At 56.0% G+C, this 22,129-nt stretch carries 21 protein-coding genes and 1 pseudogene; 14 read left to right on the top strand and 8 right to left on the bottom strand.

Going from position 1 to position 22,129, the window contains the following annotated elements:
• Positions 1-23: 23 nt before the first annotated feature.
• The gene (locus A3OW_RS0107090; RefSeq protein WP_020562734.1) at positions 24-410 is read right to left on the bottom strand and encodes a lipocalin family protein; all 387 of its coding nucleotides are present in this window, start codon (positions 408-410) and stop codon (positions 24-26) included.
• 226 nt (positions 411-636) lie between these two features.
• Between A3OW_RS0107090 and A3OW_RS0107085 the strand changes: the two genes are divergently transcribed.
• The 6 genes from A3OW_RS0107085 to A3OW_RS0107060 all read left to right on the top strand — a co-directional run bounded on the left by A3OW_RS0107085 (position 637) and on the right by A3OW_RS0107060 (position 5,076).
• Entirely contained in the window at positions 637-1,170 is a 534-nt protein-coding gene (locus A3OW_RS0107085; protein ID WP_020562733.1) for a GbsR/MarR family transcriptional regulator, read from the top strand.
• 76 nt (positions 1,171-1,246) lie between these two features.
• Positions 1,247-2,536, top strand: a complete 1,290-nt coding sequence (locus A3OW_RS0107080) for an SDR family oxidoreductase (protein WP_020562732.1) — start codon at positions 1,247-1,249, stop codon at positions 2,534-2,536.
• Positions 2,533-3,006 carry a DUF2269 family protein gene (locus A3OW_RS0107075; protein WP_020562731.1) on the top strand — a complete coding sequence of 158 codons (474 nt, stop codon included), beginning with the start codon at positions 2,533-2,535 and terminating at the stop codon, positions 3,004-3,006. Before A3OW_RS0107080 ends, A3OW_RS0107075 begins: the two co-directional genes overlap by 4 nt.
• 488 nt (positions 3,007-3,494) lie before the next feature.
• Positions 3,495-3,755, top strand: coding sequence for a hypothetical protein (locus A3OW_RS0107070; protein WP_198291292.1), 261 nt, complete (start codon positions 3,495-3,497; stop codon positions 3,753-3,755).
• Positions 3,756-3,791: 36 nt separating this feature from the next.
• The gene (locus A3OW_RS25900; RefSeq protein ID WP_020562729.1) at positions 3,792-4,130 is read left to right on the top strand and encodes a type II toxin-antitoxin system death-on-curing family toxin; all 339 of its coding nucleotides are present in this window, start codon (positions 3,792-3,794) and stop codon (positions 4,128-4,130) included.
• Positions 4,131-4,161: 31 nt separating this feature from the next.
• The gene (locus A3OW_RS0107060; protein ID WP_026223389.1) at positions 4,162-5,076 is read left to right on the top strand and encodes a restriction endonuclease; all 915 of its coding nucleotides are present in this window, start codon (positions 4,162-4,164) and stop codon (positions 5,074-5,076) included.
• Here A3OW_RS0107060 and A3OW_RS29035 read toward each other — a convergent pair.
• Positions 5,045-5,185, bottom strand: a pseudogene (locus A3OW_RS29035) (hypothetical protein); the annotation flags it as partial. The gene A3OW_RS0107060 and the pseudogene A3OW_RS29035 sit on opposite strands and share 32 nt — an antisense overlap.
• Positions 5,186-5,411: 226 nt before the next feature.
• On the opposite strand from A3OW_RS29035, the gene A3OW_RS0107055 reads away from it, so the two are divergent.
• The 3 genes from A3OW_RS0107055 (at position 5,412) to A3OW_RS26310 (ending at position 9,951) form a co-directional block, all read left to right on the top strand.
• Entirely contained in the window at positions 5,412-6,131 is a 720-nt protein-coding gene (locus A3OW_RS0107055; protein ID WP_020562727.1) for an SIMPL domain-containing protein, read from the top strand.
• Positions 6,132-6,645: 514 nt separating this feature from the next.
• Positions 6,646-8,232: a beta-propeller fold lactonase family protein gene (locus A3OW_RS0107045; protein WP_020562725.1), complete on the top strand. Its 1,587-nt coding sequence runs from the start codon at positions 6,646-6,648 to the stop codon at positions 8,230-8,232.
• Between the two features lie 579 nt (positions 8,233-8,811).
• On the top strand, positions 8,812-9,951 hold the full coding sequence (locus A3OW_RS26310) for an Ig-like domain-containing protein (RefSeq protein ID WP_020562722.1): 1,140 nt from the start codon (positions 8,812-8,814) through the stop codon (positions 9,949-9,951).
• 127 nt (positions 9,952-10,078) lie between these two features.
• Here A3OW_RS26310 and A3OW_RS0107025 read toward each other — a convergent pair whose 3' ends face one another.
• Together A3OW_RS0107025 and A3OW_RS0107020 are read right to left on the bottom strand one after the other, a co-directional pair.
• Positions 10,079-10,957 carry a ribose-phosphate diphosphokinase gene (locus tag A3OW_RS0107025; protein WP_020562721.1) on the bottom strand — a complete coding sequence of 293 codons (879 nt, stop codon included), beginning with the start codon at positions 10,955-10,957 and terminating at the stop codon, positions 10,079-10,081.
• 15 nt (positions 10,958-10,972) lie between these two features.
• Positions 10,973-12,508 (bottom strand): thymidine phosphorylase family protein, encoded by a 1,536-nt coding sequence (locus A3OW_RS0107020; protein ID WP_020562720.1) that lies wholly within the window; start codon positions 12,506-12,508, stop codon positions 10,973-10,975.
• Between the two features lie 128 nt (positions 12,509-12,636).
• On the opposite strand from A3OW_RS0107020, the gene A3OW_RS24295 reads away from it, so the two are divergent.
• Genes A3OW_RS24295 through A3OW_RS0107005 form a run of 3 tightly spaced genes read left to right on the top strand, consistent with a single transcriptional unit; the run spans position 12,637 to position 14,592 of the window.
• Positions 12,637-13,236 (top strand): DNA-3-methyladenine glycosylase I, encoded by a 600-nt coding sequence (locus A3OW_RS24295; protein ID WP_051091849.1) that lies wholly within the window; start codon positions 12,637-12,639, stop codon positions 13,234-13,236.
• Positions 13,233-14,126 carry an ion transporter gene (locus A3OW_RS0107010; protein WP_020562718.1) on the top strand — a complete coding sequence of 298 codons (894 nt, stop codon included), beginning with the start codon at positions 13,233-13,235 and terminating at the stop codon, positions 14,124-14,126. The genes A3OW_RS24295 and A3OW_RS0107010 overlap by 4 nt, the downstream gene beginning before the upstream one ends.
• Positions 14,127-14,151: 25 nt before the next feature.
• On the top strand, positions 14,152-14,592 hold the full coding sequence (locus A3OW_RS0107005) for a VOC family protein (protein WP_020562717.1): 441 nt from the start codon (positions 14,152-14,154) through the stop codon (positions 14,590-14,592).
• A gap of 123 nt (positions 14,593-14,715) precedes the next feature.
• Here A3OW_RS0107005 and A3OW_RS0107000 read toward each other — a convergent pair whose 3' ends face one another.
• Positions 14,716-15,897: a pyridoxal phosphate-dependent aminotransferase gene (locus tag A3OW_RS0107000; RefSeq protein ID WP_020562716.1), complete on the bottom strand. Its 1,182-nt coding sequence runs from the start codon at positions 15,895-15,897 to the stop codon at positions 14,716-14,718.
• 107 nt (positions 15,898-16,004) lie between these two features.
• On the opposite strand from A3OW_RS0107000, the gene uvrB reads away from it, so the two are divergent.
• Both uvrB and arcC read left to right on the top strand, forming a co-directional pair.
• Entirely contained in the window at positions 16,005-18,011 is a 2,007-nt protein-coding gene (gene uvrB, locus A3OW_RS0106995) for an excinuclease ABC subunit UvrB (protein ID WP_020562715.1), read from the top strand.
• 144 nt (positions 18,012-18,155) lie between these two features.
• Entirely contained in the window at positions 18,156-19,088 is a 933-nt protein-coding gene (gene arcC / locus A3OW_RS0106990; protein WP_020562714.1) for a carbamate kinase, read from the top strand.
• Between the two features lie 32 nt (positions 19,089-19,120).
• On the opposite strand, the gene A3OW_RS0106985 is transcribed toward arcC, so the two are convergent.
• The 3 genes from A3OW_RS0106985 to A3OW_RS0106975 all read right to left on the bottom strand — a co-directional run bounded on the left by A3OW_RS0106985 (position 19,121) and on the right by A3OW_RS0106975 (position 22,117).
• Entirely contained in the window at positions 19,121-20,479 is a 1,359-nt protein-coding gene (locus A3OW_RS0106985) for a cyclic 2,3-diphosphoglycerate synthase (RefSeq protein ID WP_020562713.1), read from the bottom strand.
• 245 nt (positions 20,480-20,724) lie between these two features.
• Positions 20,725-21,111: a hypothetical protein gene (locus A3OW_RS24290; RefSeq protein WP_020562712.1), complete on the bottom strand. Its 387-nt coding sequence runs from the start codon at positions 21,109-21,111 to the stop codon at positions 20,725-20,727.
• 142 nt (positions 21,112-21,253) lie between these two features.
• A complete protein-coding gene (locus tag A3OW_RS0106975; protein ID WP_020562711.1) occupies positions 21,254-22,117 on the bottom strand; it encodes a class I SAM-dependent methyltransferase in 864 nt (287 codons plus the stop codon).
• Positions 22,118-22,129: the final 12 nt, after the last annotated feature.

The following is a 22,129-nucleotide window of genomic DNA, read 5'->3' as shown; positions in this document are numbered from 1 at the left end:
AATAATCCAGGATTCTTAACATTCTATTTTTTGGTGAAATAATAAATTTCGCCGAATTTACCTTTCAGAACCATGGCCTTGTCGTTGATTTCGACCAAAGAGAAGGTATCGAAGCCGGATCTGCCCACGTAAGGGATTTTCAGTTTGCCGTTGTCGATTTCGTAAGTGACGGGCTGCTGGTCATAATGGCTGCCTTCGCGCGGAATGTTGAGGATGGTGACCTTGCCGTCCTTGAATACCCAGGTGTCTTCCCGGTTAATGTTTTCTTTGGCCGTTGCCGAGTTTTTGGTGTATTGCAGTTTCCAGGTGCCCGCTATCTCGTCTTTGGATTTCAGTTCGATATCGGCCAGAACGGAGCTTGTAAAGAGAGATAAAGCCAGCAGGGCCGGCGCTAAACTTGTTTTTTTCATGATGGTTTGCCTCTGATGTTGACGATTGCATTGTACGCTTACTGTCTCGAGAACCCTATCTTTACTTGGCCTTCGCATAAAAATACGTGAGAACCGGGCAAGCTCATCCGGATTCGTTAAAGTACTGTCGACCTTTAGATCCTGTTATCCGCCGGTCCGTTCAACTTCTTGACATCGGCGCCGGTATGGTTTTTAATTTCTGTAAATACAGAAATTAAAGAAAATTATGAAACTGACGCCGCCGATGGAACGCTTTATTCTGCACTGGGGAGAGATGGGGACGCGCTGGGGCGTGAACCGTTCGGTCGCCCAGGTCCATGCCCTGCTTTATTTGTCGCCCAAGCCGTTGAATGCCGAAGAAATCGCCGAAACGCTGTCTCTGGCCCGCTCGAACGTATCGACCAGTTTAAAGGAACTGCAAAGCTGGGGCCTGATTAAAGTCATCCACGTGGTGGTCGGCGACCGGCGCGATCACTTCGAAGCGCACAAAGACGTGCAGGATATGTTCAATCAGGTGGTGGAAGCGCGCCGGCGCCGGGAAATCGACCCGACCCTGACCTTGTTGCGCGATCTGTGCATAGAGGCCGACCGGGACGCCGAAACCGATCCCGAAGTGAAAAAACGCATCGCCGACATGTTGAATTTTCTGGAGGTGATGACGAACTGGTACGACCGGCTCAGAAAACTGCCGAACGACACCCTGATGCAACTGGTCAGGCTGGGCGACAGCGTCGTGAAATTACTGAAGGTAAAACCCTGAGGCCCCGCTTTCGATCGGGCAGAATTTATGTTTGCCCGCTCATTTCTCAAATGACGGAACTATCGGAGTATACCCAATGAAAATTTTGCTTGCCGGCGCGACCGGCTTTATCGGAGGGCATCTTCTCCGGAAACTGTACGCGCAGGGCCATCATATTATTGCCTGTACCCGCAGCCCTGAGCGATTGAGGGAACTCTATCCCGACATCGAAACGCTGCCAATCGACTTCGGCCAGGCCGTCGCCATCGCGGATTGGCAGCCCCATCTGAACGGCATCGATGCCGTCATTAACGCGGTCGGTCTCATCCAGGAAACGCCGGCCCAGTCGTTCGGCCGTATCCATACCGACGCGCCGCTGGCTTTGTTCAAGGCGAGCGAACGGGCGGGAGTCGGACGCGTCATCCAGATTTCCGCCGCGGGAGCCGACAGCGCCGGCGCCACCGGCTATTACGCAAGCAAGGGCAGGGCGGACGAAGAACTGAGCCGGCTCGATCTCGACTGGTTCATCATTAAGCCTTCTCTGGTTTACGGTCCGGGAGCCAAATCGATGGGTCTGCTGCGGGGGCTGGCGGCGCTGCCCCGCATTCCGCTGCTCGGCGACGGCCGGCAATGGCTGCAACCGGTCCATATCGACGATCTGGTCGATCTGGTGCTGAGCTGCCTGCAGGATGGCGTTCCTTCTCGCCTTAGTATAAATGCCGTGGGGCCTGCTCCGGTCACTCTTGCCGATTTGCTGCAAAAACAAAGGCTGTGGCTCGGGAAGCCCGAAGCGAAGTTCTTTTCGGCGCCCGAAGTCCTGGTCAAGGCGCTGCCTCTCGTCGGCGCCTGGCTGAACGAACCCGCGTTGAACAAGGAAGCGGTCGTCATGCTGAAACAGGGCAACACGGCCGATGCCGAACCGTTCGCGAAACGGCTGGGGCGCCTGCCGAAAAGCCTGGATCAGGCCTTGCGCGAATCCGCCCACGGTCAGGCCGATCGCTGGCATGCCCGGCTGTATTTCATGAGGCCGATGCTCCGGCTGGCGATCTCGTTCGTCTGGCTGTGGACGGGCTGGGTGTCCGCTTTCGTGTATCCCGTGGCCGACAGCTACCGGCTGCTCGAACAGGTCGGCGTTCCGGCCATGCTGCATCCGGTCTTTCTTTACGGCGCATCGGCGCTGGATTTCGCCCTCGGCGTCGCCACGCTGATCGGCTGGCGGTTAAGACCGGTTGTTTATTGTCAGGTGGCGCTGATGCTGATTTACATGATCGTGATTACGGCAACCCTGCCCGAGTACTGGGCGCATCCGTTCGGGCCCTTGACCAAAAACCTGCCGTTGCTGGCAGCAAGCTTCGTATTGTTAGTCCTTGAAGAGGAAAAGCCATGAGTTATCTCACCGTGAAAACCCTGCACATCTTTAGCCTGGTGCTGTTGTTCGGTACCGGGCTTGGCAGCGCCTTCTACAAATTCATGGCCGACCGCCACGGCGACGTGCGGGCAATTGCGGCGACCAACCGCCACGTCGTTCTGGCCGATTGGTGGTTTACCACGCCGACCGTCGTGATCCAGCCGATAACCGGCTACCTGATGCTTGCGCAAAGCGGTTTGCCGCTGATGACGCCCTGGCTCTTGGTTTCGATCGTGCTGTATCTGATTGCGGGGGCCTGCTGGCTGCCGGTGGTGGTGCTGCAAATCCGCATGCGCAACATGGCTGAGGAGGCCGCCGGACGGAATCTTTCGCTATCCGAACGTTATTTCCGCTATGCCCGCTACTGGTTCTGGCTGGGCGTGCCGGCGTTCTCCGCGATGGTGGCGATCGTTTATCTGATGGTCGAAAAGCCGTTGCTTTGGGGGTGAGTCATGAAGTGCATTCTCATGCGGCAACCGGATTTAGGCGATTTACGGCATCGGCATTTCTAATGCTTTGCCAAGTGATTGCCGGCTACAAAAAAGCCAGTAGCCGGTAGCCCGGATGGAGCTTGCGGAATCCGGGGCGAATGGGCCCCGATTATCCCGGATTCCACTGCGTTTCATCCGGGCTACTGGCTGGGCAAGCCATTAGACGAGTCAGTGCTTTCAAAGGGAGAAATCCCGGGTTGTTTGCCCATTGGTAAATTTAAGGTTGAATGATAAGGGCCGGATGGAGCGAGAGTTTCACGTCCGGTTCCGTGAGAGCCTCAAGGGGCAGTTCCTTGGGGACTACTCGACCATGCGGGTTGACGGAAACGCCGCACGATGACGTTGATTTTAAAAACTAATTTGGAGAACGCGAACGCGGCCACATTATAAAATGTCTCTTAAAATCGCTTATATTGATCTATCATGACGCTTCATGATAGATTGCAATGTCCGCAAAACCTGATTTAGAGGAGGCCGCCATGCCGGAAGTTCGCGAAAAATTCGCCACGCAAGTGGATTCAGCCTTATTGGCCGAGGTGCGGGAATTGGCCAAAACCGAAGGTCGTCAGATACAGGCGCTGGTCGATGAGGCTTTGGCCGATTTGCTGGAAAAACACCGCAAAACCCGCCCGCGCGCGCACGTCATGGCCATCTATCAAGCCAGTCATGGCCGCTATGCCGATCTTTATGAAAAACTGGCCAAATGACCGATTATCTGACGGTTGCCGAGGTTCTGGCGATCCATGCGGATCCAAATCGAAATCTACGGCGGTGCGCACGGTATCCGCGATCCGGGCCAGCTTGAGGCGGCGTTGTTTCGTATGCAATCGGGTTATTACGCCGATGTGATCGGCGAGGCCGCGGCATTGTGGGAAAGTCTATCGCAAAACCATCCCTTTATCGACGGCAACAAACGCACGGCCTTTGCCTGTGTTTATACCTTTCTGGCGATCAACGGCGTCGAGATCACCGCCGACGCGCAAAGCACTTATGCGTTTCTCGCCGAATTATACGAAGGGAATGAATTCAGATTTGAAGCGCTTGAGCAATGGCTGCGGAATAATACCGAGCGCTATTCATAATAATATCCGAACCCAATAGCAAAGAATCGGCATGCCTATACCAGACTACCAGTCACTCATGCTTCCCGTCCTCCAGACTTCATCGAAAGGCGAAATCCGGATCGGGCAGGTGGTCGAAGAACTTGCCAATCAGTTAGGACTTACTCCTGATGAACGCACGGAACTCCTGCCTTCCGGGAAGCAAACTTTATTCAGCAACCGTGTCCATTGGGCAAAATCCTATCTCAACAAGGCTGGTCTTGTGGCGATCACGCGGCGCGGCCATTTCAAGATCACGCAGCGAGGTTTGGATGCCTTGAAGTCCAGCCCCTCCCGTATAGATAACGCATTCCTTTTGCAATATGAGGAATTCAAACAATTCAGAGAAAGAACAAATACAACGGAAGACAGGATGGATGGCGACGTTTCTTCTTTGGAGGATCAAAAACAAACTCCCGATGAGATCATGAGGGAGGCTCATCGCAAGATCGAAGCCTCTCTTGCGCAAGACTTGCTGGACCGTATCCGTAATTCACCATCGGATTTCTTTGAGCGGCTTATCGTCAATTTGCTCCTGAACATGGGTTATGGTGGATCGGCAACCGAGGCAGGGCGGGCTTTAGGGCGTAGCGGCGATAACGGAGTTGATGGCGTCATCGATCAGGACGCGCTTGGCTTGGACCGCGTTTACATTCAAGCCAAACGATACGCCGCAGGCAACACCGTTGGAGCGGGTGATATTCGCGACTTCTTCGGAAGTCTCGACCGTCATAAAGCTGCAAAGGGCCTGTTTGTGACGACCTCGACTTTCTCGCCGTCAGCCAAGGAAACCGCAGACTTTTTAAGCAAAAGAATTGTTCTCATTGATGGCGAACAGTTCGCTAGGCTTATGATCCGCCATAATGTCGGATGCAGGATTGAAGACACTATCCATATCAGAAAGATCGACGAAGAGTTCTTCGAATAAAGCTGCTCCATATTCTGGACCGATACCCTTTTTTCAATTTGGCCTCGCATTGCTTTCCGCAAGCAGCCACCGCCTCCTTCTCCGTTTCGAACCAATCCTGGCTCACCGTTCCCGGTGTCCCACTCTATCCTATTCGCGCACCAGCCTGGTAGAACCATGGGTTGAGGCACGAATCCCATCGTAACGATTAGCTACGCACGCCTGTAAGCTACGGTACCGGCCCGAAAATGAAGTAAAAAACTGGTGAATAAGTCTGTGTTGGTATTTAATAGCAGCCGATTCCGGAGACTGTCGAGGACCGGAGAAATATCTTATTGAACAGAAGGGGCCAAGCAATGAATCAAACCAATAAAGCAAACGCCGTGATTTTGGGATTGTCGATTTTTCTTGGACTGACCTCGCTGGGTTATCTGCTCGGCCGGGCCGCCGTCCACTTCAAGGAGTACGAGCGCAGTGTTGCGGTCAAAGGCCTGTCCGAGCGGGAGATGCCGGCCGATATCGTGATCTGGCCGATCGTTTTCACCGAGGCCGGCAACGACCTCGGCGCGCTTTACAAATCGATCGAAACCGCCAAAAAGAGCATCGAAGGCTTTCTGGTTTCGAAAGGCATCGAGCCGGCCGAAATTTCCCATTCCCTGCCGTCGATTACCGACAAGTCGGCCCAGCAGTTCAGCAGCGGCCAGAAGGACGAATTTCGCTATACCGCCGTGCAGACGGTGACGGTCTATTCCTCGAAAGTCGCCAAAGTCCGGCAGGCGATGAACGATCTGGCGGAATTGGGCAAGCAGGGAATCGCCTTTAAAGGCGGAGACTACGACAATCCGACCGAATATCTGTTCACCGGTCTGAACCAGATAAAGCCGGAAATGATCCAGGAAGCCACCACCAAGGCCAGGGAGGTGGCGCTCAAGTTTGCGGAAGACTCGAACAGCAAGCTCGGAAAAATCAAGCAGGCCTCGCAGGGACAGTTCACGATTGATCCCCGCGACAAAAACAATCCGCACATCAAGAAAATCCGGGTTGTCTCCACCGTGGAATATTATTTGTCGGATTGACGCCGCCGGTCGGCGCCGCTTTTGCAGCGGAAATTCCTGGAACATTTTCATATCACGGGGAGGGCGAATGAATTCGCCTCTACCCATGTTAACAAACAGTTCGGCATCAAGGAACTGCCGGCTTCTTTCCGGCATGATTCGACGAAGCCCATCGCCAAACTTCCCATTTCTATAAATTTCCGTTATAGCTTCGGTTTTTCAGCCGCTGGCCGATGGGACAAAGATCCCGATTCGTACCGAAATTCCGAGGGACAAATCACCATAAAAATCGTGACATTCGCCGGATGTTCAAGATACAGGGTTAATTTACACTGATCCCATGTTCTCGGAAGCGGTCTTTCAGGAATTGGAAGCAGTGGAGGAGATACATTGACGTCGAAATGACCTGACGGTAAGAACCGGAGAGAGTCGTCGGAAACGTATTCCAGGAAGGAGGTTGGTGGTCAAAATCCATGGACACGCTCGATCGGTTCGGTTGCCAGTGATTAACATTGAAGTTTAAGGAAAACACGGTATGAAAATTTCACAGATATCCGCATTGTCGCTTCTCTTGATTCTGGAAGGCGCCCAGGTTGCCGGAGCGGCGACCAAAACGTTGACCTATGTAGCAAACAATACGGTGCCCGGCACCGTCAGCGTGGTGGATCCGGGCAGCAACACGGTGCTCAAAACCATTCTGGTCGGCGGTGGGCACCCCACCCGTCTGGCCGCCAGCCCCGACGGTACCAGAGTCTATGTCAACAACAGGGAAGGGGATTTCGTTTCGGTAATCGATACCGAATCCAATACCGTTCTGGCCTCGGTGCCCGTCGGCAACGAACCCGAATTTTCCACGATCACTCCGGACGGATCCGAAGTGTATGTGTCCAATAATAAAGAGAACACGGTGTCGGTAATCGACACCGCCACCAACACCGTCATCAAAACCATCGGCGTCTCGGACAATCCCAGATTCATCAATGCGACGCCGGACGGTCAATACGTTTATGTCGGCGGCAGGGATTCCAACAAAGTCGATATCATCGAGGTGGCCAGTCATACGGTCAAAAAAACACTCAAAGTGGGTTCGTATCCCACCGGCATGGTGCTCTCTCCGGACGGCAGCCGGATCTATATCTGCGTTTGGGGGGAAAATTCTTTGGCCACGGTGGATCTGGCGACACAGTCCGTTATAGCGAAGACGCCGGTCGGCAATTCGCCGGTCAATCTGAACATATCGCCCGACGGCACCAAGGTGTTCGTGGTCAATCACGGCGACGGGACCGTATCGATTGTCGACACGACCGAAATGGAAAGCAGCAGCAATTCGGGCAATTCAAATGATTGGTGGGATTGGTGGGACTGGTGGTATAACGGCGGCAACGACACATCGCCTACCGGAGAGCATCCCGTACTGGCTACGCTGGCCGTGGGCCCGACGCCCTGGGAGATCGTGGTGTCGCCAGATAGCCAGAAAGCTTATCTTTCGCCGGCCAACAGCAATTCGACCGTGGTCATCGACGTTCCCACGCTGTCGGTAACGAAAAAAATCCCCGTAGGCACAGGTCCTTACTGGACGGTTCTGGACAGCATCGGCAGCCGCGCTTTCGTAGCCAATCCGCCCGACGGCACGGTATCGGTGATCGACACCGCGCTGGAGCAAGTCGTCGCCACGCTGCCTACCGATAAAAATGCCTGGACGTTGCTGGCCGTCGACGTGCCGGTAGCCGATCCCGACGGCGATGCGGACGGCATTGCCGATGCTCTGGATAATTGCCCGGCCGTAGCGAACGCCGACCAGATCGACAGCGATAACGACGGCACCGGCGATGCCTGTGAAGGACCCGCAATTTCCAGCATTTCGCCGGCTTCAGGCCAGAAGGGTACAAAAGTGACCGTCACCCTGACCGGTTCCGGATTCGAGCCCGACTTCACCGCGGCCGTGTTGCCTCGTCCGGCAGGGTGCGCGATCGAATCGGTAGAGTATGTGAGTTCCACCGCGGTCAAACTGAACCTGAACATCTTGAGCGGCGCACCGACCGGCCCGAGAGGCTTTTCGATCATCAACACTTCGAGCGGCCTTTCCACCTCCGCGGAGCACAGTTTTAACGTGACCAATTAAGAGTTGCTTCGAAAAACTACCTCTCGTCGCCGGTTTACTAGCTTTCGATCAAGCATGGTAAACCGGCGATCCTGTTTCTCCAAATTCACTCCCGTCCCGGAAAACAATAAATCAGACAATCGGCATGCCGAAGTTTTTCTTGGCGCCTTCAAATCCTTGAAAATGGCGAATAAAAAGATCCGTTTGATTGACAACTCCGCAGCCGTTGGCCCAAGGATAAAAAGCCGGCTTTGAAAGTCAGGCAAAATAAAGGCTGAAACGAGTCCGTGCCGACACTTTGATCACCACAAGATCGCGGACGTTATCCCGGGTCATTCTTTCATGCCAGGCAAACGACAATTGACGGCGTCCTGGTTGAAGACTCCATAGGTTCCGCAAAATACGCCAGGGTGTAACGGCTGGGGTGGCCGGCAGGTATTGGCGCTAACCAGGACGCGTCACTGATTTTATTTCCATTCCTCTCCGGCATTCTCCGTCTCTTCAAGTGTCCTTTACAAGGCCATGATTCGCGTAAGCTCCACTTAAGATGCCCGTTATATACTTCCAGTCTTAATTTAAATTCCATAAAGGAAATGCCTTATGAAAAAACATAATAAAAAATTCCTGGCCATTGTGTATGCAGGAATTGCCATGTTTTCCTCTGCGTTATCCTGTAATGACCGATTGCCTTCGACGGATCTGGCCAATGTATCTTATGGAAGCGATCCTAAACAGATATTCGATTTTTATACGGCAAAAGGGTTTCCCGATACCTTTGTGCTCGTCGTTCACGGCGGCGGATGGATCGGAGGACAGAAAGAACAATTTGCCAACGAGGCAAAATGGTTCCGTGACCATGGATTTCCATCCGTCAATATGGAATACCCCACCCCGGCCCAATATCCGACCGACCCGGACAATATTCTCCGATTGCTCAACTATCTGCAAACCAATTACGGAGCGCAGGAGTTCATTATTTACGGACACTCTGCCGGCGGACATCTCGGCATGCTGGCCTCTCTGGCGCAAAATGTTTCCGGCGGGTTCGGTGGTTCCACGGCTTATCCTGCCGCGCCGATCGTGGCGATGATCGGAACCAGCGGCGTTTACAGCTACGATCTTCTGGCGGGGAGCAGTCTGACCAATTACCAGGCTTATGCCGGAGCCGGCAATTATCAAAACGCCAATCCCATCAATTACGTAACTACGGGCGCCCTGATGACTCTGTTGATTGCCGGTGACAAGGATACGCTCGCACCCTGGCAGGCTTCCCGGGATTTGAATACCGCTTTGCTTGGCGCAGGCGCCGACAGCGAGTATCACCTCGTTTCCGGAAGCGGCCATGGCGACGTCAAGCTGTTTCTCAACATAGGCAGCACTCAGGAGAGCTCAACCCCGAACCCGACCGTCGCCGCATATATCGAGGCTTTTCTTGATCGGGTCATGGGCGTGGAAACACCGTCGAATTTAGCGCCCACCGCCAATACTCAGAGCGTGAGAATCAAGAAAAATACCGCCAAAACCATTACGCTGAGCGGTTCCGATCCGGAAGGCAATTCTTTGACCTACAGCATTGCCACGCAACCGCTTAAAGGAACGCTAAGCTCACTTTCCGGCTCTGTATTGACTTATACGCCGACGCGCAATGTGACCGGTACGGACAGCTTTACCTTTACGGCGAACAACGGCAGCTTGAGCAGCGCGCCGGCGAAAGTTTCGATTTCAATTTCTCAGAGGTAGCAAGACAGGCCGCATGAATAAGGACCTGCCAGGTTTCTAAAACCTGACAGGTCTGTTACGGGAAATGTAAATCAGTCTCTTCTGCCGTGTCCATGGCAAATCCGGATCAAGACGCCATCGGGCCGGATCAAGAGCGGAGAGCGGCCAGAGCTTCGGCCAGCAGTGGACCGAGCCGGATGCGTGAAGTCGGGTGATTGATGCTGTCGGTGCTCCAGACGGCCTGGACGCCGGCTTGACGGATTTGTGCCTCGGCATCGCCGCAAAAGACCGCATGGGTGACCACGGCATAGACGGCGGGGGCCGCTTGCGCCTGTAAACTTCTCGATGCCGAAGCCAGCGTTCTGCCGGTGCTGGCCATGTCGTCGACGATGACGACGGGTTGACCTCGATAATCGCGCTCGGGCAGGGTAAGTTCGATTTCCTTGTCGCCCAGCCGCTTTTTCGTAGCTACGGCGTAATCAAAGCCGGTTTTCTTCCCGATCGATGCCACCCATTGTTCCGACTCGCTGTCAGGCCCCAAAAGCAGCGCCTGTTCGAATTGTCCGGCGAGAAACCCGGCGATGGCGTCGGAGGCGGACAGCGTCACCGGCGTTTTGCAGGGAATGGCCTGAGCGAGCGTCGGAGTCCGGTGCAAGTGGGGATCGACGGTCAGAACCTCGTCGAACAGATCGGCCAAAAGGCGGCCGATGATCTTCTGGCTGACGGCGACTCCCGGGCGGTTGGCGAAATCCTGGCGCATGTAGCACAGGTAAGGCGCCACCAGCGAAAGCCGTTTGGCTCCCATTGCCTTGGCCGTCGATGCGCCGAGGAGCAGTTCAACCAGCTTATCGTTCGGCTGATTCAGGCTGCGGCAGAAAACGACGTGCTCGGGCAGAGAGGCCGGCAGTTCGACGAAGCTTTCGCCGTCGGGAAAACGGTGCAGATACACTTCGGCGACAGGCGCTTGCAAATGAGCTGCAAGAGCCCGGGTCTGGTCAAGATAATCCGGAAAGGCGAGTATCAGCATAAGGGCGGTAAAGTTTTAATAAGCAAGCAGCGGTTTGATCAGTTCGACATCGCTGCCGAAAGTATAACCGTTATTTTGCGTGGCCAGTTGCCGGGCGAATTTAAAGTCGGCCGGGAACTCGGCATAAATCCGGTACAGGATGTCGCCTTTCTTGACCGGGTTGCCCAGCTTTTTCAATAAATCGACGCCTGCTCTTCTCATCATCGGGGCGCCGGCCAGACGGGCGATTTTCGCCATCTGTAGGTTGTCTATCTCGGTGACGATGCCGTCGCCGTCGGCAATGACTTCATGGCACAACGAACCGGGACGGAAATCGACCGGTTTTTGGCCTTGCGCCTTGATCAAGGCATTCATCTTGACGCAGGCGCGCCCGGATTCCAGAATGTCTCTGGCGATGGCATAGCCTTGCCCGCCGCGCACGTCGGGATCGAATTCGAGAATCCTTCCGGCCAGTTGCAGCGATTTCTGGCGCAGATCGGCGGGCGCTTCAGGATCGTTCTGCAGCACCTGCATGACGTCCCGCGCTTCCAGCACCGGGCCGATGCCGCGGCCGATCGGCTGGCGGCCGTCGGTAATCATCACTTCCAGATGAAGATTGATCCGGTCGCCGACAAATTCGAACAACTTGCGCAGGGCCAGCGCCTGGCGCATTTGCCGAACTTTCGCGGTCGGCCCGACCGGAATGTCGACCAGGAGATGCGTGGAGCCGGCGGCCAGTTTTTTCGATAGAATGGAAGCCACCATTTGCCCTTGCGAATCGATGCCCAGAGGCCGCTCGACCGAAATCAGCATGTCGTCGACCGGCGCCAGCCGGGCGGTGCCACCCCAGGCCAGGCAGCCGCGTTCCTTGCGTACGATGTCGTGCAACTGGCCGGGCGTGAGGTTGACTTCCGCCAGCATTTCCATGGTGTCGGCGGTGCCTGCCGGCGACGTAATCGCGCGGCTGGAGGTTTTCGGAATCAACATGCCGTGGGCGGCGACGATGGGAACGACCAGCATGGACGTCCGGTTGCCGGGAATACCGCCGATGCAATGCTTGTCCGCCACCAGCGCTTCTTCCCAGTCCATCCGGTCGCCGGAGGCCAGCATGGCCCGGGTCAGATAGAGCAGTTCGTCGCGGTCGAGATTGTTCTGTCCGGTCGCGACCAGAAAGGCGGCCATTTCCATTTTGGAATAGCGGCTTTCGACGATATCGTTGGTAATCAGCATGAAATCGTCCAGATCGAGACGCTCGCCGTTGATTTTGCGCCGGACCGCATCCATCGATTTCGGCGGTTCGGCATGATAGACCGTGACCAAGGTCCCTTCGCTCATGCTGAGCTGCTGGAAGGCCTGCTCGGATAGGCCCAACTGATCCGGCAGCACGATGCCGTTGTCGTCGACCACGTTGAGCACCGCCAGGACTTTGCTGCCGTTGGCACTGACCAATATTTTCGACAGCGCCTGAAAGCCTTCGGCGCGGTAAATGGGACATTCTCTGTGCAGGTAAGCGACGTTTTCGTGATACGTGTCGATGGCGATGCGGCGCAATTGCAGGGTGTCGGTACTCATGGGCGAACAGGACTCGTGGTTTTTTGCCGTTGATCATGAGGATTAATCGGCCTATTGTCAACTTGCCGGCCTTTACAGCCGTTTTGCCGTTGGCATATTATTTCCGTCTTTCGAAATCGAGTGATGTCATGAACAAATGCCGTTGGGCGCTGAGCAGCCCGCTGATGGAACGTTATCACGATCTGGAATGGGGCGTGCCGGTGCACGACGACCGGCGGCTCTTCGAGTTTCTGGTGCTGGAAGGTGCGCAGGCCGGGTTAAGCTGGTCGACCATTTTAAACAAGCGGGAAGGTTACCGGAAGGCTTTTGCCGATTTCGACGCGGAAGCGGTGGCGGCTTTCGACGAGGCCAGGATCGAAGCACTGCTCGTCGATCCCGGCATCGTCCGGAATCGGTTGAAAATCCGGGCGGCGGTCAACAATGCCCGGGCCTTTATCAGGGTTCAACAGGAGTTCGGCAGTTTCGACGAGTACATCTGGCGATTCGTCAACGGCGAGCCCGTACACAACGCCTGGACCCGCCACGAGGAACTTCCGGCGTCGACCCGCGTCTCCGAGATCATCAGCAACGATCTCAAGAAAAGAGGTTTCAAGTTCGTCGGCAGCACGATTTGTTATGCCCACATGCAGGCGACCGGCATGGTCAACGATCATACGATCGACTGTTTCAGGCATCATGAAATTAAAACCCGGTTTCCTCGCACTCTCGATTTTTCAGACGAAAGATGAGTTTCCAACGGCACGATAAAAGGCCGGCAAAGAATCTGCCAAGCAATAAAGCTCGCTACAACGAAGGAAATTCCCTCTCTCCCTGGCGGGAATCCCTGAACACCATCATTTTCGGTTCGGAGACGCTGAAAGGGAAAATTTTCGATCTGGGCTTGAGCATCTGCATCCTGCTCAGCGTGCTGGTGGTCATGCTGGAAAGCGTCGATTTCATTCACAAGCGTCATACCGAGGCGCTCTTTGTTATGGAATGGTTTTTCACCGTCCTGTTCACGATCGAGTACGTTCTTCGTCTGATCACGGTGCGAAGGCCCTGGCTGTATTTTAAAAGTTTCTTCAGACTGGTGGATTTGCTGGCCATTCTGCCGTCCTATCTCATTCTGGTGGTTCCCGGAGGCCAGGGTCTGCTGTCGATCCGGGTCCTTCGGCTGCTCAGGATTTTCCGGATCTTCAAATTGTCGGAGTATCTGTCGGAAGCCCAGTTGATGATGGCGGCGTTAAGTAAAAGCGTCCGCAAGATCACGGTGTTTCTTTACGCCGTGCTCATGCTGGTGGTGGTCTGCGGCACCCTGATGTACGTCGTCGAAAGCAGCGAGGCGGGCTTCACCAGCATTCCGGTCTCCATTTACTGGGCGATCGTCACCCTGACCACCGTGGGTTACGGGGACATTTCTCCGCAAACGCCGCTCGGCCAGTTTTTGGCGTCGCTCATCATGATCATGGGTTACGGCATCATTGCGGTGCCGACCGGCATTTACAGCGCCGAACTGATCAAAACGTACAACGAGGAAAAAATCAGAAACGACGCCTGTCCCGATTGCGGCAGAACAGGCCATGATTTCGACGCGGAATTCTGCAAATATTGCGGTCATCAATTGGGTGACTATTCTTAAATATCTTCAATCAGGAGCCGATGCCATGCGCTATTTACATACGATGATCCGGGTGCGCGATCTGGACGAATCGCTGGACTTTTATTGCAACAAACTGGGGCTGGTCGAGAGCCGACGTTATCACAGCGAGGCCGGACGTTTTACCCTGGTGTATCTGCATGCGCCGCTCGATACCGAGCAGGCGGAGAAAACGCACGCGCCCGAAATCGAGCTGACTTTCAACTGGGATCCGGAAGAGTATGCCGGCGGCCGCAATTTCGGCCATCTTGCCTTTGAAGTCGACGACATTTATCAAACCTGCCGAAAACTGATGGAAGCGGGCGTCGTGATCAATCGGCCGCCCCGTGACGGCCACATGGCTTTCGTGCGCTCGCCCGATCTGATATCGATTGAATTTTTACAGAAAGGGGAAGCTTTGGCTCCGCAGGAACCGTGGGCATCGATGGCGAATACCGGAAGCTGGTGATCAACATCGGGAAAGGGACTGCCCGATAAAGGCAGTCCGGTCTGAGTAGACGATTTGGCTTTGCCCGGATTGAAAGGCCAAGACCTTGAAGCGCGGGCAAATAAATTTTGCCCGCGATGAAATTTAAACGGCGTTTCGGATCCGCTCCAGCGCTTTTTCCAGATTGGCCATGCTGGTGGCGATCGAAATCCGGATATGGCCGGGCGTGCCGAAGGCGGAGCCGGGCACCAGCGCGACGCCGGCCTGTTCGATCAGATATTCGGAAAACGCCAGATCGTCGTCGATCCCGTCCAGGCGCGCCAGCAGTTTTTCGACGTTGGGGAAGACGTAAAAAGTGCCGTCGGTTTCCATGCAGTCGATGCCGTCGATCTTGTTCAGTTCGGCAACCACGTAATCATGGCGTTGCTTGAATTCGACGCACATGTCGTGAATGAAGCTTTGATCGCCGGTCAGCGCCGCTTCCGCCGCTACTTGCGAGATCGAAGTCGGATTGGAAGTGCTTTGCGACTGCACGGTCGTCATCGCTTCGATCAGGTCGGCCGGCCCCGCCGCGTAACCGATGCGCCATCCGGTCATCGAATAGGCTTTCGACACGCCGTTCATCACGACGGTGCGGTCGTACAGATCGGGATGCGCGTTCAAAATGTTGACGAAAGTGCCTTCCTTCCAGAGGATGTGCTCGTACATGTCGTCGGTGGCGATAATGATGTTCGGATGCTCTTTCAGCACGTTGCCCAAGACCTTCAATTCGTCCAGCGTATAGGCGATGCCGGAAGGATTGGACGGGCTGTTGATGAAAATCAGCCGGGTCTTCGGAGTGATCGCGGCGCGCAGTTGCTCCGGCGAAATTTTGAACCGCTGGGCCTGGGTGGTGTCGATAATTACCGGAACGCCATCGGCCAGCAGCACCATGTCGGGGTAGGAAACCCAGAACGGGGCCGGAATGATCACTTCGTCGCCCGGATTCAACAAAGCCTGGGTCAGATTGAAGGAGCTTTGTTTGCCGCCGCAGGATACCAGAATCTGTTTGGCTTGATAGTCCAGGCCGTTGTCCTTTTTGAATTTGTCGATGATGGCTTTTTTCAGGCTGGGGATGCCGTCCACAGCGGTGTATTTGGTAAAGCCTTTGGCGAGTGCCTGAACGGCGGCCGCCTTGATGTGCTCGGGCGTATCGAAATCGGGTTCGCCCGCGCCGAGGCCGACGATGTCCTTGCCGGCCGCGCGCATTTGCGCGGCTCGGGCGGTAATCGCCAGAGTGGGTGAAGGTTTGACTGACTGGACTCTGTTAGAAAGTTTGATGCTCATGTTCCGCCGTGTAAAATCGATGTGTAAAAACATAGGGAATTATACCCCAAGTGTCCGAATTTGCTAACAATCTGTTGTTAAAAAACAATTTTTCGAGTAAATAGCGAGTGAAAAAAGAATTTAAACTGCACAGCCGGTTTCAGCCGGCCGGAGACCAGCCGTCGGCGATTGCAAAACTGATCGAAGGCCTCGGCGACGGCGAAGTCCATCAGACTCTGCTGGGCGTCACCGGTTCCGGTAAAACCTTCACCATCGCCAATGTGATCCAACAGGTGCAGCGCCCGGCGATGATTCTGGCGCCCAACAAAACCCTGGCCGCGCAGTTGTACGGCGAAATGAAGGAGTTCTTTCCGGAAAACAGCGTCGAATATTTCGTCTCCTATTACGATTATTACCAGCCGGAAGCCTATGTGCCGGCCTCCGATACCTATATCGACAAGGATGCGTCGCTGAACGAACACATCGAACAAATGCGGCTGTCGGCGACCAAAGCCCTGATCGAACGCGAGGATACCGTGGTGGTGGCGACTGTGTCGGCGATCTACGGCCTGGGCGAGCCGGAGTCCTATTTCAAGATGGTGCTGCATCTGGTCAAGGGCGATCTAATCGATCAGCGCAGCATTCTGCGCCGCCTCGCCGAAATGCAATACACGCGCAACGATCTGGATTTGCGCCGGGCCACCTACCGGGTGCGCGGCGAAGTGATCGACATCTTCCCGGCGGAGTCCGATCAGGAAGCGCTCAGGGTGGAGTTGTTCGACGACGAGGTCGAGCGCCTGTCGTTGTTCGATCCTCTAACCGGCGAAATTTTGCGCCGAGTGGCCCGCTACACCGTGTATCCGAAGAACCATTACGTCACGCCGCGCGAGCAATTGTTGACCGCGGTCGACCGGATCAAAATCGAACTCAAGCAGCGCCTCGAGCAATTGCGCTCGTTGAACAAGCTGGTCGAAGCGCAGCGCCTGGAACAAAGAACGCTATTCGACATCGAAATGATTCTGGAGATGGGGTATTGTTCGGGCATCGAAAATTATTCGCGTTATCTGTCGGGACGGAGCGCGGGCGAGCCGCCCCCGACGATGTTCGATTATCTGCCCGACAACGCGATCATCGTGATCGACGAAAGCCACGTCACCGTTCCCCAGATCGGGGCGATGTACAAGGGCGACCGATCGCGCAAGGAAACTTTGGTCGAATACGGTTTCCGGCTGCCTTCGGCGCTCGACAACCGGCCCTTGACCTTCGCTGAATTCGAACTCAAATCGCCGCAGCGGATTTATGTTTCGGCGACGCCGGGTCCTTACGAAAAGGAGCATTCGGGCGTTTTCGTCGAACAGGTGGTCAGGCCCACGGGCTTGCTCGATCCCGAAGTCGAAGTGCGGCCGGCGACGACCCAGGTCGACGATTTGTTGTCGGAAATCACGAAGCGGATTGCCCTGAAAGAACGGGTGCTGGTGACCACGCTGACCAAGCGCATGGCCGAAGATTTGACCGAATACCTCGGCGAACACGGCATCCGGGTCCGCTATCTGCACTCCGACGTCGAAACCGTCGAACGGGTCGAAATCATCCGCGACCTGCGCCTCGGCCAGTTCGACGTACTGGTCGGGATCAATCTGTTGCGCGAAGGCCTCGACATTCCGGAGGTGTCGCTGGTCGCGATCCTGGACGCCGACAAGGAAGGCTTCCTCCGCTCCACGGTATCGCTGGTGCAGACCATCGGCCGGGTGGCGCGCAACGTGCACGGCAAGGCGATTCTGTACGCCGACCGGATCACCAAATCGATGCAGCAGGCGATCGACGAAACCGAGCGGCGCCGCGAAAAACAGCGGAGATTCAACGAAGACCATCGAATCACGCCGGCCACCGTTTATAAATCGGTGACCGACATTCTGCAGACCGCCATTCCGGGTTCGGGATTTGCGCCGGCTATCGCCGGTAAAAAAGTCGCCGAAGCCCAGCCGCATTATCAGGCCATGACGCCGAAGCAGCTCGGCAAGAAAATCAGGCAGCTTGAAGAAGCCATGTACCGGCATGCAAAGGATCTGGAGTTCGAGCAGGCGGCGAAAATCCGCGACGAGATCAAGTTGTTGCAGGAGCGGGTTCTGGTTTAGCGGTATGGCATGAACCAGGGCTTTTAGAGACAGGGACGGCCTGATTTTGAGTTTTCTTTCTTTTAAGAGAATGAATCCGATGTTTGATGCACTGTACGGCCGATGCCGGCATTTCGGCGCCGGACGAGGGATAGGGGACGCGCCGTGAGAATCGTCGCCGCGTTGGGCGGCAATGCGCTGCTGCGCCGGGGCGAAGCCCTGACGCCGGAAAACCAGCGCCGAAACGTTCAGGCCGCTGCCGCCGCGCTGGCGCCGCTGGCCAACAAGCACGAGCTCATCATCACTCACGGCAACGGCCCGCAGGTCGGCCTGCTGGCATTGCAGGGCGCGGCCTACAATCCCGATGAAAGTTATCCTCTGGATATTCTCGACGCCGAAACCGAAGGCATGATCGGCTATTTGATCGAACAGGAGCTGCGCAACCGTCTGCCCGCATCGCGCCGCTGCGCCACTTTGTTGACCCAGATTGAAGTGGCCGCGGACGATCCGGCTTTTGCCGCACCCGGTAAACCGATCGGTCCCGTTTACTCCGGACCGGCGGCGGACAAACTGGTAAAAGATCGTGGCTGGCAGATCGCCCGGGACGGAGAAAATTACCGGCGTGTGGTGCCGTCGCCGCGCCCCCGGAGAATTCTGGAACTCGACGTGATCGAATTGCTCGTGGCCGCCGGCATTATCGTGATTTGCGCAGGCGGCGGAGGCATTCCGGTCGTGCGGGACGGACAGGGGCGGTTGGCCGGCGTCGAAGCGGTCATCGACAAGGATCTGGCCAGCGCGCTGCTGGCCCGCGAGCTGGGCGCCGACCTGTTCCTGATGCTGACCGACGTCGATGCCGTGTATCTGGACTGGGGCGCGACAAGAGCCCGACCGGTCCGCGCCGCTTCTCCGGAAGCCCTTCGGAAAATAATTTTTGCCGAAGGGTCGATGGCGCCGAAAGTCGAGGCCGCCTGCGAATTCGTGGAACGGACCGGAGGGCGGGCCGGCATCGGCCGACTGAACGAGGCGGGGAATATTCTCAAAGGAACTGCCGGCACCCTGATCTCGTCGGATTGCCATGGGATCCACTGCCGACCGTAGCCCAAAATTCTTATTAGCGGCCCGGACAAGGCCTACCGTGTTTCGGCCGCTATCAACCCTTTTTTCATCAGAAACGATTCGACCAGTTCGCCAAGGCCGGGCTCCGTCGTTTCGGCGTATTCGTAAGCGGCCCGAACGACCGGTTTGCCGATGTCGATCAGGGCGGCCAGATCGCACGGCGTCGCGGTTACGACGACGTCGGCGTCGGCGGCCTGGAGGGTCTGTTGCAGGTCGAGCAACTGTTTGGGATGGTAGCCGACTGCCGGCAGAACTTTGCCGATATGAGAGTATTGGCGGTAGATTTCGCTGATCTCCGGAGCCGCGTAATTCCTGGGATCGACGATTTCGGCCGCCCGCGCCTCGACGGCGGCGACGTAGCCCGCACCGTACGGCATGCCGCCGTGCGTGAGCGTCGGACCGTCCTCGACCACGAGCGCCCGTTTCCCCCGAACCCGTTCGGGCCGGCTCAATTGCACGATCGAAGCGCCGCGGATCACCGGCGCCTGGGGAACGATCGCCCGCACGTTGTCGGCGACCTTCTGAACATCGGCCTCGGCGGCCGAATTCACTTTGCCGATCAGAACGACGTCCGCCATGCGCAACACCGCCTCGCCCGGATGATGGCTGGTTTCGTTGCCGGGACGCAGAGGATCGACCAGAACGATGTGCAGGTCGGGGCGGATGAACGAAAAGTCGTTGTTGCCGCCGTCCCAAAGAATGACGTCGGCTTCCTGTTCGGCCAGAGCGACGATTTTGGCATAATCGACGCCGGCGAATACGACGTTGCCGGCCGCCAGATGCGGTTCGTATTCTTCGCGCTCTTCGATCGTACAGTCTGCCCGATCCAGATCGCTTCGGTCGGCAAAACGCTGCACGGCCTGTTTTTCGAGATCGCCGTAAGGCATCGGGTGACGAATGACCGCCACCTTGAGGCCGCAGGCTTTCAACCGGCGCGACAGCCAGCGCGTCGTCTGCGATTTGCCGCAGCCGGTGCGCACGGCGCAGCAGGCGATCACCGGAACGCGGGCCCGGAGCATGGTCCGGTTCGGGCCCAGCAGCATGAAATCGGCGCCGTTGGCCAGCACCAGAGAGGCTTTGTGCATCACTTGCTCGTGCGCGACGTCGCTGTACGAAAAGATCACCCGGTCGACCGCATGGGTACGGCATAGCGCGGCTAAATCGGCTTCATCGGCGATCGGAATGCCGCCGGGATAATGGGGTCCGGCCAGCAGCGGCGGATATCGCCGACCGGCAATATCCGGAATCTGGGCGGCGGTAAAGGCAACGACTTCGGTCGACGGATCGTCTCGGTAAACGACGTTGAAATTATGAAAATCGCGCCCTGCGGCGCCCATGATGACGACTTTGATGCGCGGTTTGGTGCAAGTCATGCTGTGAGCCTGGCGTTCGTTGCCGAAAGGGTTACGGCATCCGGAAAAAGTTACGGGTCCGCTTTACTTTATATATTTTTCAGAAAAAGATAAACCGACGCTCCGGATAGCCGTCTGTCCATTTTAATGAATGTTTCTTGGTAGAAACGCCTTCCCGGTTAAAGCAGCAACGGACGAGAGTTTTTAACGGTCATTTCCGACAAACTCTTCGATATTCGCTTCCGGGAAGGCGTTTCCGTCAAAGATCATTGATACAGGAACGGTAATACTTTTACCTCGCCGTTCTTTTGCGCCCGATCGTAACTGTAAATTGCCGGACCGTAGGCGGGATCCACGTACTCGACATTCCACGGCACGACCTTTTCCGTACCGGGATGGACATAGCTATAAATAGCCGGGCCGTACGCCAGGCTGACATAAACGATTTCCGGACTATCGGAAGCCTTGCTCGGTACGCTGCTCGGATAACCGTAAATGCCGTGGTGGCCGAAGCTGTTCTGATAAATTATCCCGGTTTCGCTTTCATGATCGATATCTTCTCGTGCGCCGGCACTCATCGAAGCCAGAATAGCCATCAATGAAAAAGCCAACATAATCCAGACCTTTACCATTTTTTCTTTATGCGTTTTCATAACACCCTCCTTATATTCTAATATGGTGTCAAAAATACGACAGAAAGTAAGGGTATTAGTTCCAGGACCGGTCTTCCGGTGAGCGGGGAAAGAATTTCAGCGGATTAAGAGAGGGAATGTCTCAAACGAATAAAGCCTGAGCTCAGCCGCGCTTCCGGAAGGCATAGATGCAGTAGTTCATCCAGCGCAGGCGGCTGAGCATTTCCAGGGCGGCCGTTTCGATCAGGGCGAAGCCGTTATAGAACGAGGTTTGCCGAGCCAAGCGCCGCAAATAAGCGTAGGTGGGCAGCGTCTGAGAGGTAATGTCGCGGACGGTCAGGATTCCAAACCGGTTTTGCTCGGCCAGCCGGCGATAGCCGCGATCGGTGCATTGCACGTTGCAGCGGCCGTAAAAACCCCGGCTCAGGCGCTCCGGCAGCCGGATGCCGGCCAACGGCGCAATCGCCGGCGTCGGAATGAAATCGGACAGCGCCAGACGGCCGCCGGGCGCCAGCACTCGGTAGGCTTCCTGAAAAAAACGTGCCCGGCTCGGAAAATGGAAAATGCATTCGACCGCCAGCACGACGTCGAAAGAGCGGTCGGGAAACGACAGGCGGCAGGCATCGCCCTGAACGAAGGCGAGATGATTGCCGGGAGAAGGCCGGAGCAATTTTCTGGCCCTTTGCAACTGGCGCTCGTCCAGATTCAGGCCGGTCAGCGTCATACGCGAGTAATGCTCGTCGATATGGGCCAGCGTGCCGCCAAAACCGCAGCCGACGTCCAGAACCCTCAGGCCGTCGATTATTTGTCCGGCCCGGCAGAGCTCGGCGGTTAAATTTTCCGCCGCCCTGGCGAAATCTTCCGGAGTCGGTTCGGCCTGTTCGGGCGTTTGCCAGTAACCCCAATGGACATGACGTCCGAAGCTTTGTTCGATGGCGCGGCGGTCTTCCCGCTCAAGAAGTTTGAGCAAGTGGTCGAAATAAGGCAGTGCCGGGTGAGAAGCGGAGCGTTGTGGCCTGTTCGTCATGTTGTTCAATCC

The sequence above is a fragment of the Methylosarcina fibrata AML-C10 genome (assembly GCF_000372865.1).
Classification (GTDB): domain Bacteria; phylum Pseudomonadota; class Gammaproteobacteria; order Methylococcales; family Methylomonadaceae; genus Methylosarcina; species Methylosarcina fibrata.
This window is presented reverse-complemented; position numbering and strand designations above follow the sequence as displayed.

Excerpts from the sequence above, each read along its gene's own strand:
- A3OW_RS24295 (WP_051091849.1), top strand. The coding sequence starts at position 12,637 with ATGAACAAATGCCGTTGGGCGCTGAGCAGCCCGCTGATGGAACGTTAT.
- A3OW_RS0107085 (WP_020562733.1), top strand. The coding sequence starts at position 637 with ATGAAACTGACGCCGCCGATGGAACGCTTTATTCTGCACTGGGGAGAG.
- A3OW_RS0107045 (WP_020562725.1), top strand. The coding sequence starts at position 6,646 with ATGAAAATTTCACAGATATCCGCATTGTCGCTTCTCTTGATTCTGGAA.
- A3OW_RS0107060 (WP_026223389.1), top strand. The coding sequence starts at position 4,162 with ATGCCTATACCAGACTACCAGTCACTCATGCTTCCCGTCCTCCAGACT.
- A3OW_RS0107020 (WP_020562720.1), bottom strand. The coding sequence starts at position 12,508 with ATGAGTACCGACACCCTGCAATTGCGCCGCATCGCCATCGACACGTAT.
- A3OW_RS0107080 (WP_020562732.1), top strand. The coding sequence starts at position 1,247 with ATGAAAATTTTGCTTGCCGGCGCGACCGGCTTTATCGGAGGGCATCTT.
- A3OW_RS24290 (WP_020562712.1), bottom strand. The coding sequence starts at position 21,111 with ATGAAAACGCATAAAGAAAAAATGGTAAAGGTCTGGATTATGTTGGCT.
- A3OW_RS0107070 (WP_198291292.1), top strand. The coding sequence starts at position 3,495 with ATGTCCGCAAAACCTGATTTAGAGGAGGCCGCCATGCCGGAAGTTCGC.
- A3OW_RS0107055 (WP_020562727.1), top strand. The coding sequence starts at position 5,412 with ATGAATCAAACCAATAAAGCAAACGCCGTGATTTTGGGATTGTCGATT.
- A3OW_RS0106985 (WP_020562713.1), bottom strand. The coding sequence starts at position 20,479 with ATGACTTGCACCAAACCGCGCATCAAAGTCGTCATCATGGGCGCCGCA.
- A3OW_RS0107010 (WP_020562718.1), top strand. The coding sequence starts at position 13,233 with ATGAGTTTCCAACGGCACGATAAAAGGCCGGCAAAGAATCTGCCAAGC.
- A3OW_RS25900 (WP_020562729.1), top strand. The coding sequence starts at position 3,792 with ATGCGGATCCAAATCGAAATCTACGGCGGTGCGCACGGTATCCGCGAT.
- A3OW_RS0107005 (WP_020562717.1), top strand. The coding sequence starts at position 14,152 with ATGCGCTATTTACATACGATGATCCGGGTGCGCGATCTGGACGAATCG.
- A3OW_RS0107025 (WP_020562721.1), bottom strand. The coding sequence starts at position 10,957 with ATGCTGATACTCGCCTTTCCGGATTATCTTGACCAGACCCGGGCTCTT.
- A3OW_RS0107075 (WP_020562731.1), top strand. The coding sequence starts at position 2,533 with ATGAGTTATCTCACCGTGAAAACCCTGCACATCTTTAGCCTGGTGCTG.
- A3OW_RS0107000 (WP_020562716.1), bottom strand. The coding sequence starts at position 15,897 with ATGAGCATCAAACTTTCTAACAGAGTCCAGTCAGTCAAACCTTCACCC.
- A3OW_RS0107090 (WP_020562734.1), bottom strand. The coding sequence starts at position 410 with ATGAAAAAAACAAGTTTAGCGCCGGCCCTGCTGGCTTTATCTCTCTTT.
- A3OW_RS26310 (WP_020562722.1), top strand. The coding sequence starts at position 8,812 with ATGAAAAAACATAATAAAAAATTCCTGGCCATTGTGTATGCAGGAATT.
- A3OW_RS0106975 (WP_020562711.1), bottom strand. The coding sequence starts at position 22,117 with ATGACGAACAGGCCACAACGCTCCGCTTCTCACCCGGCACTGCCTTAT.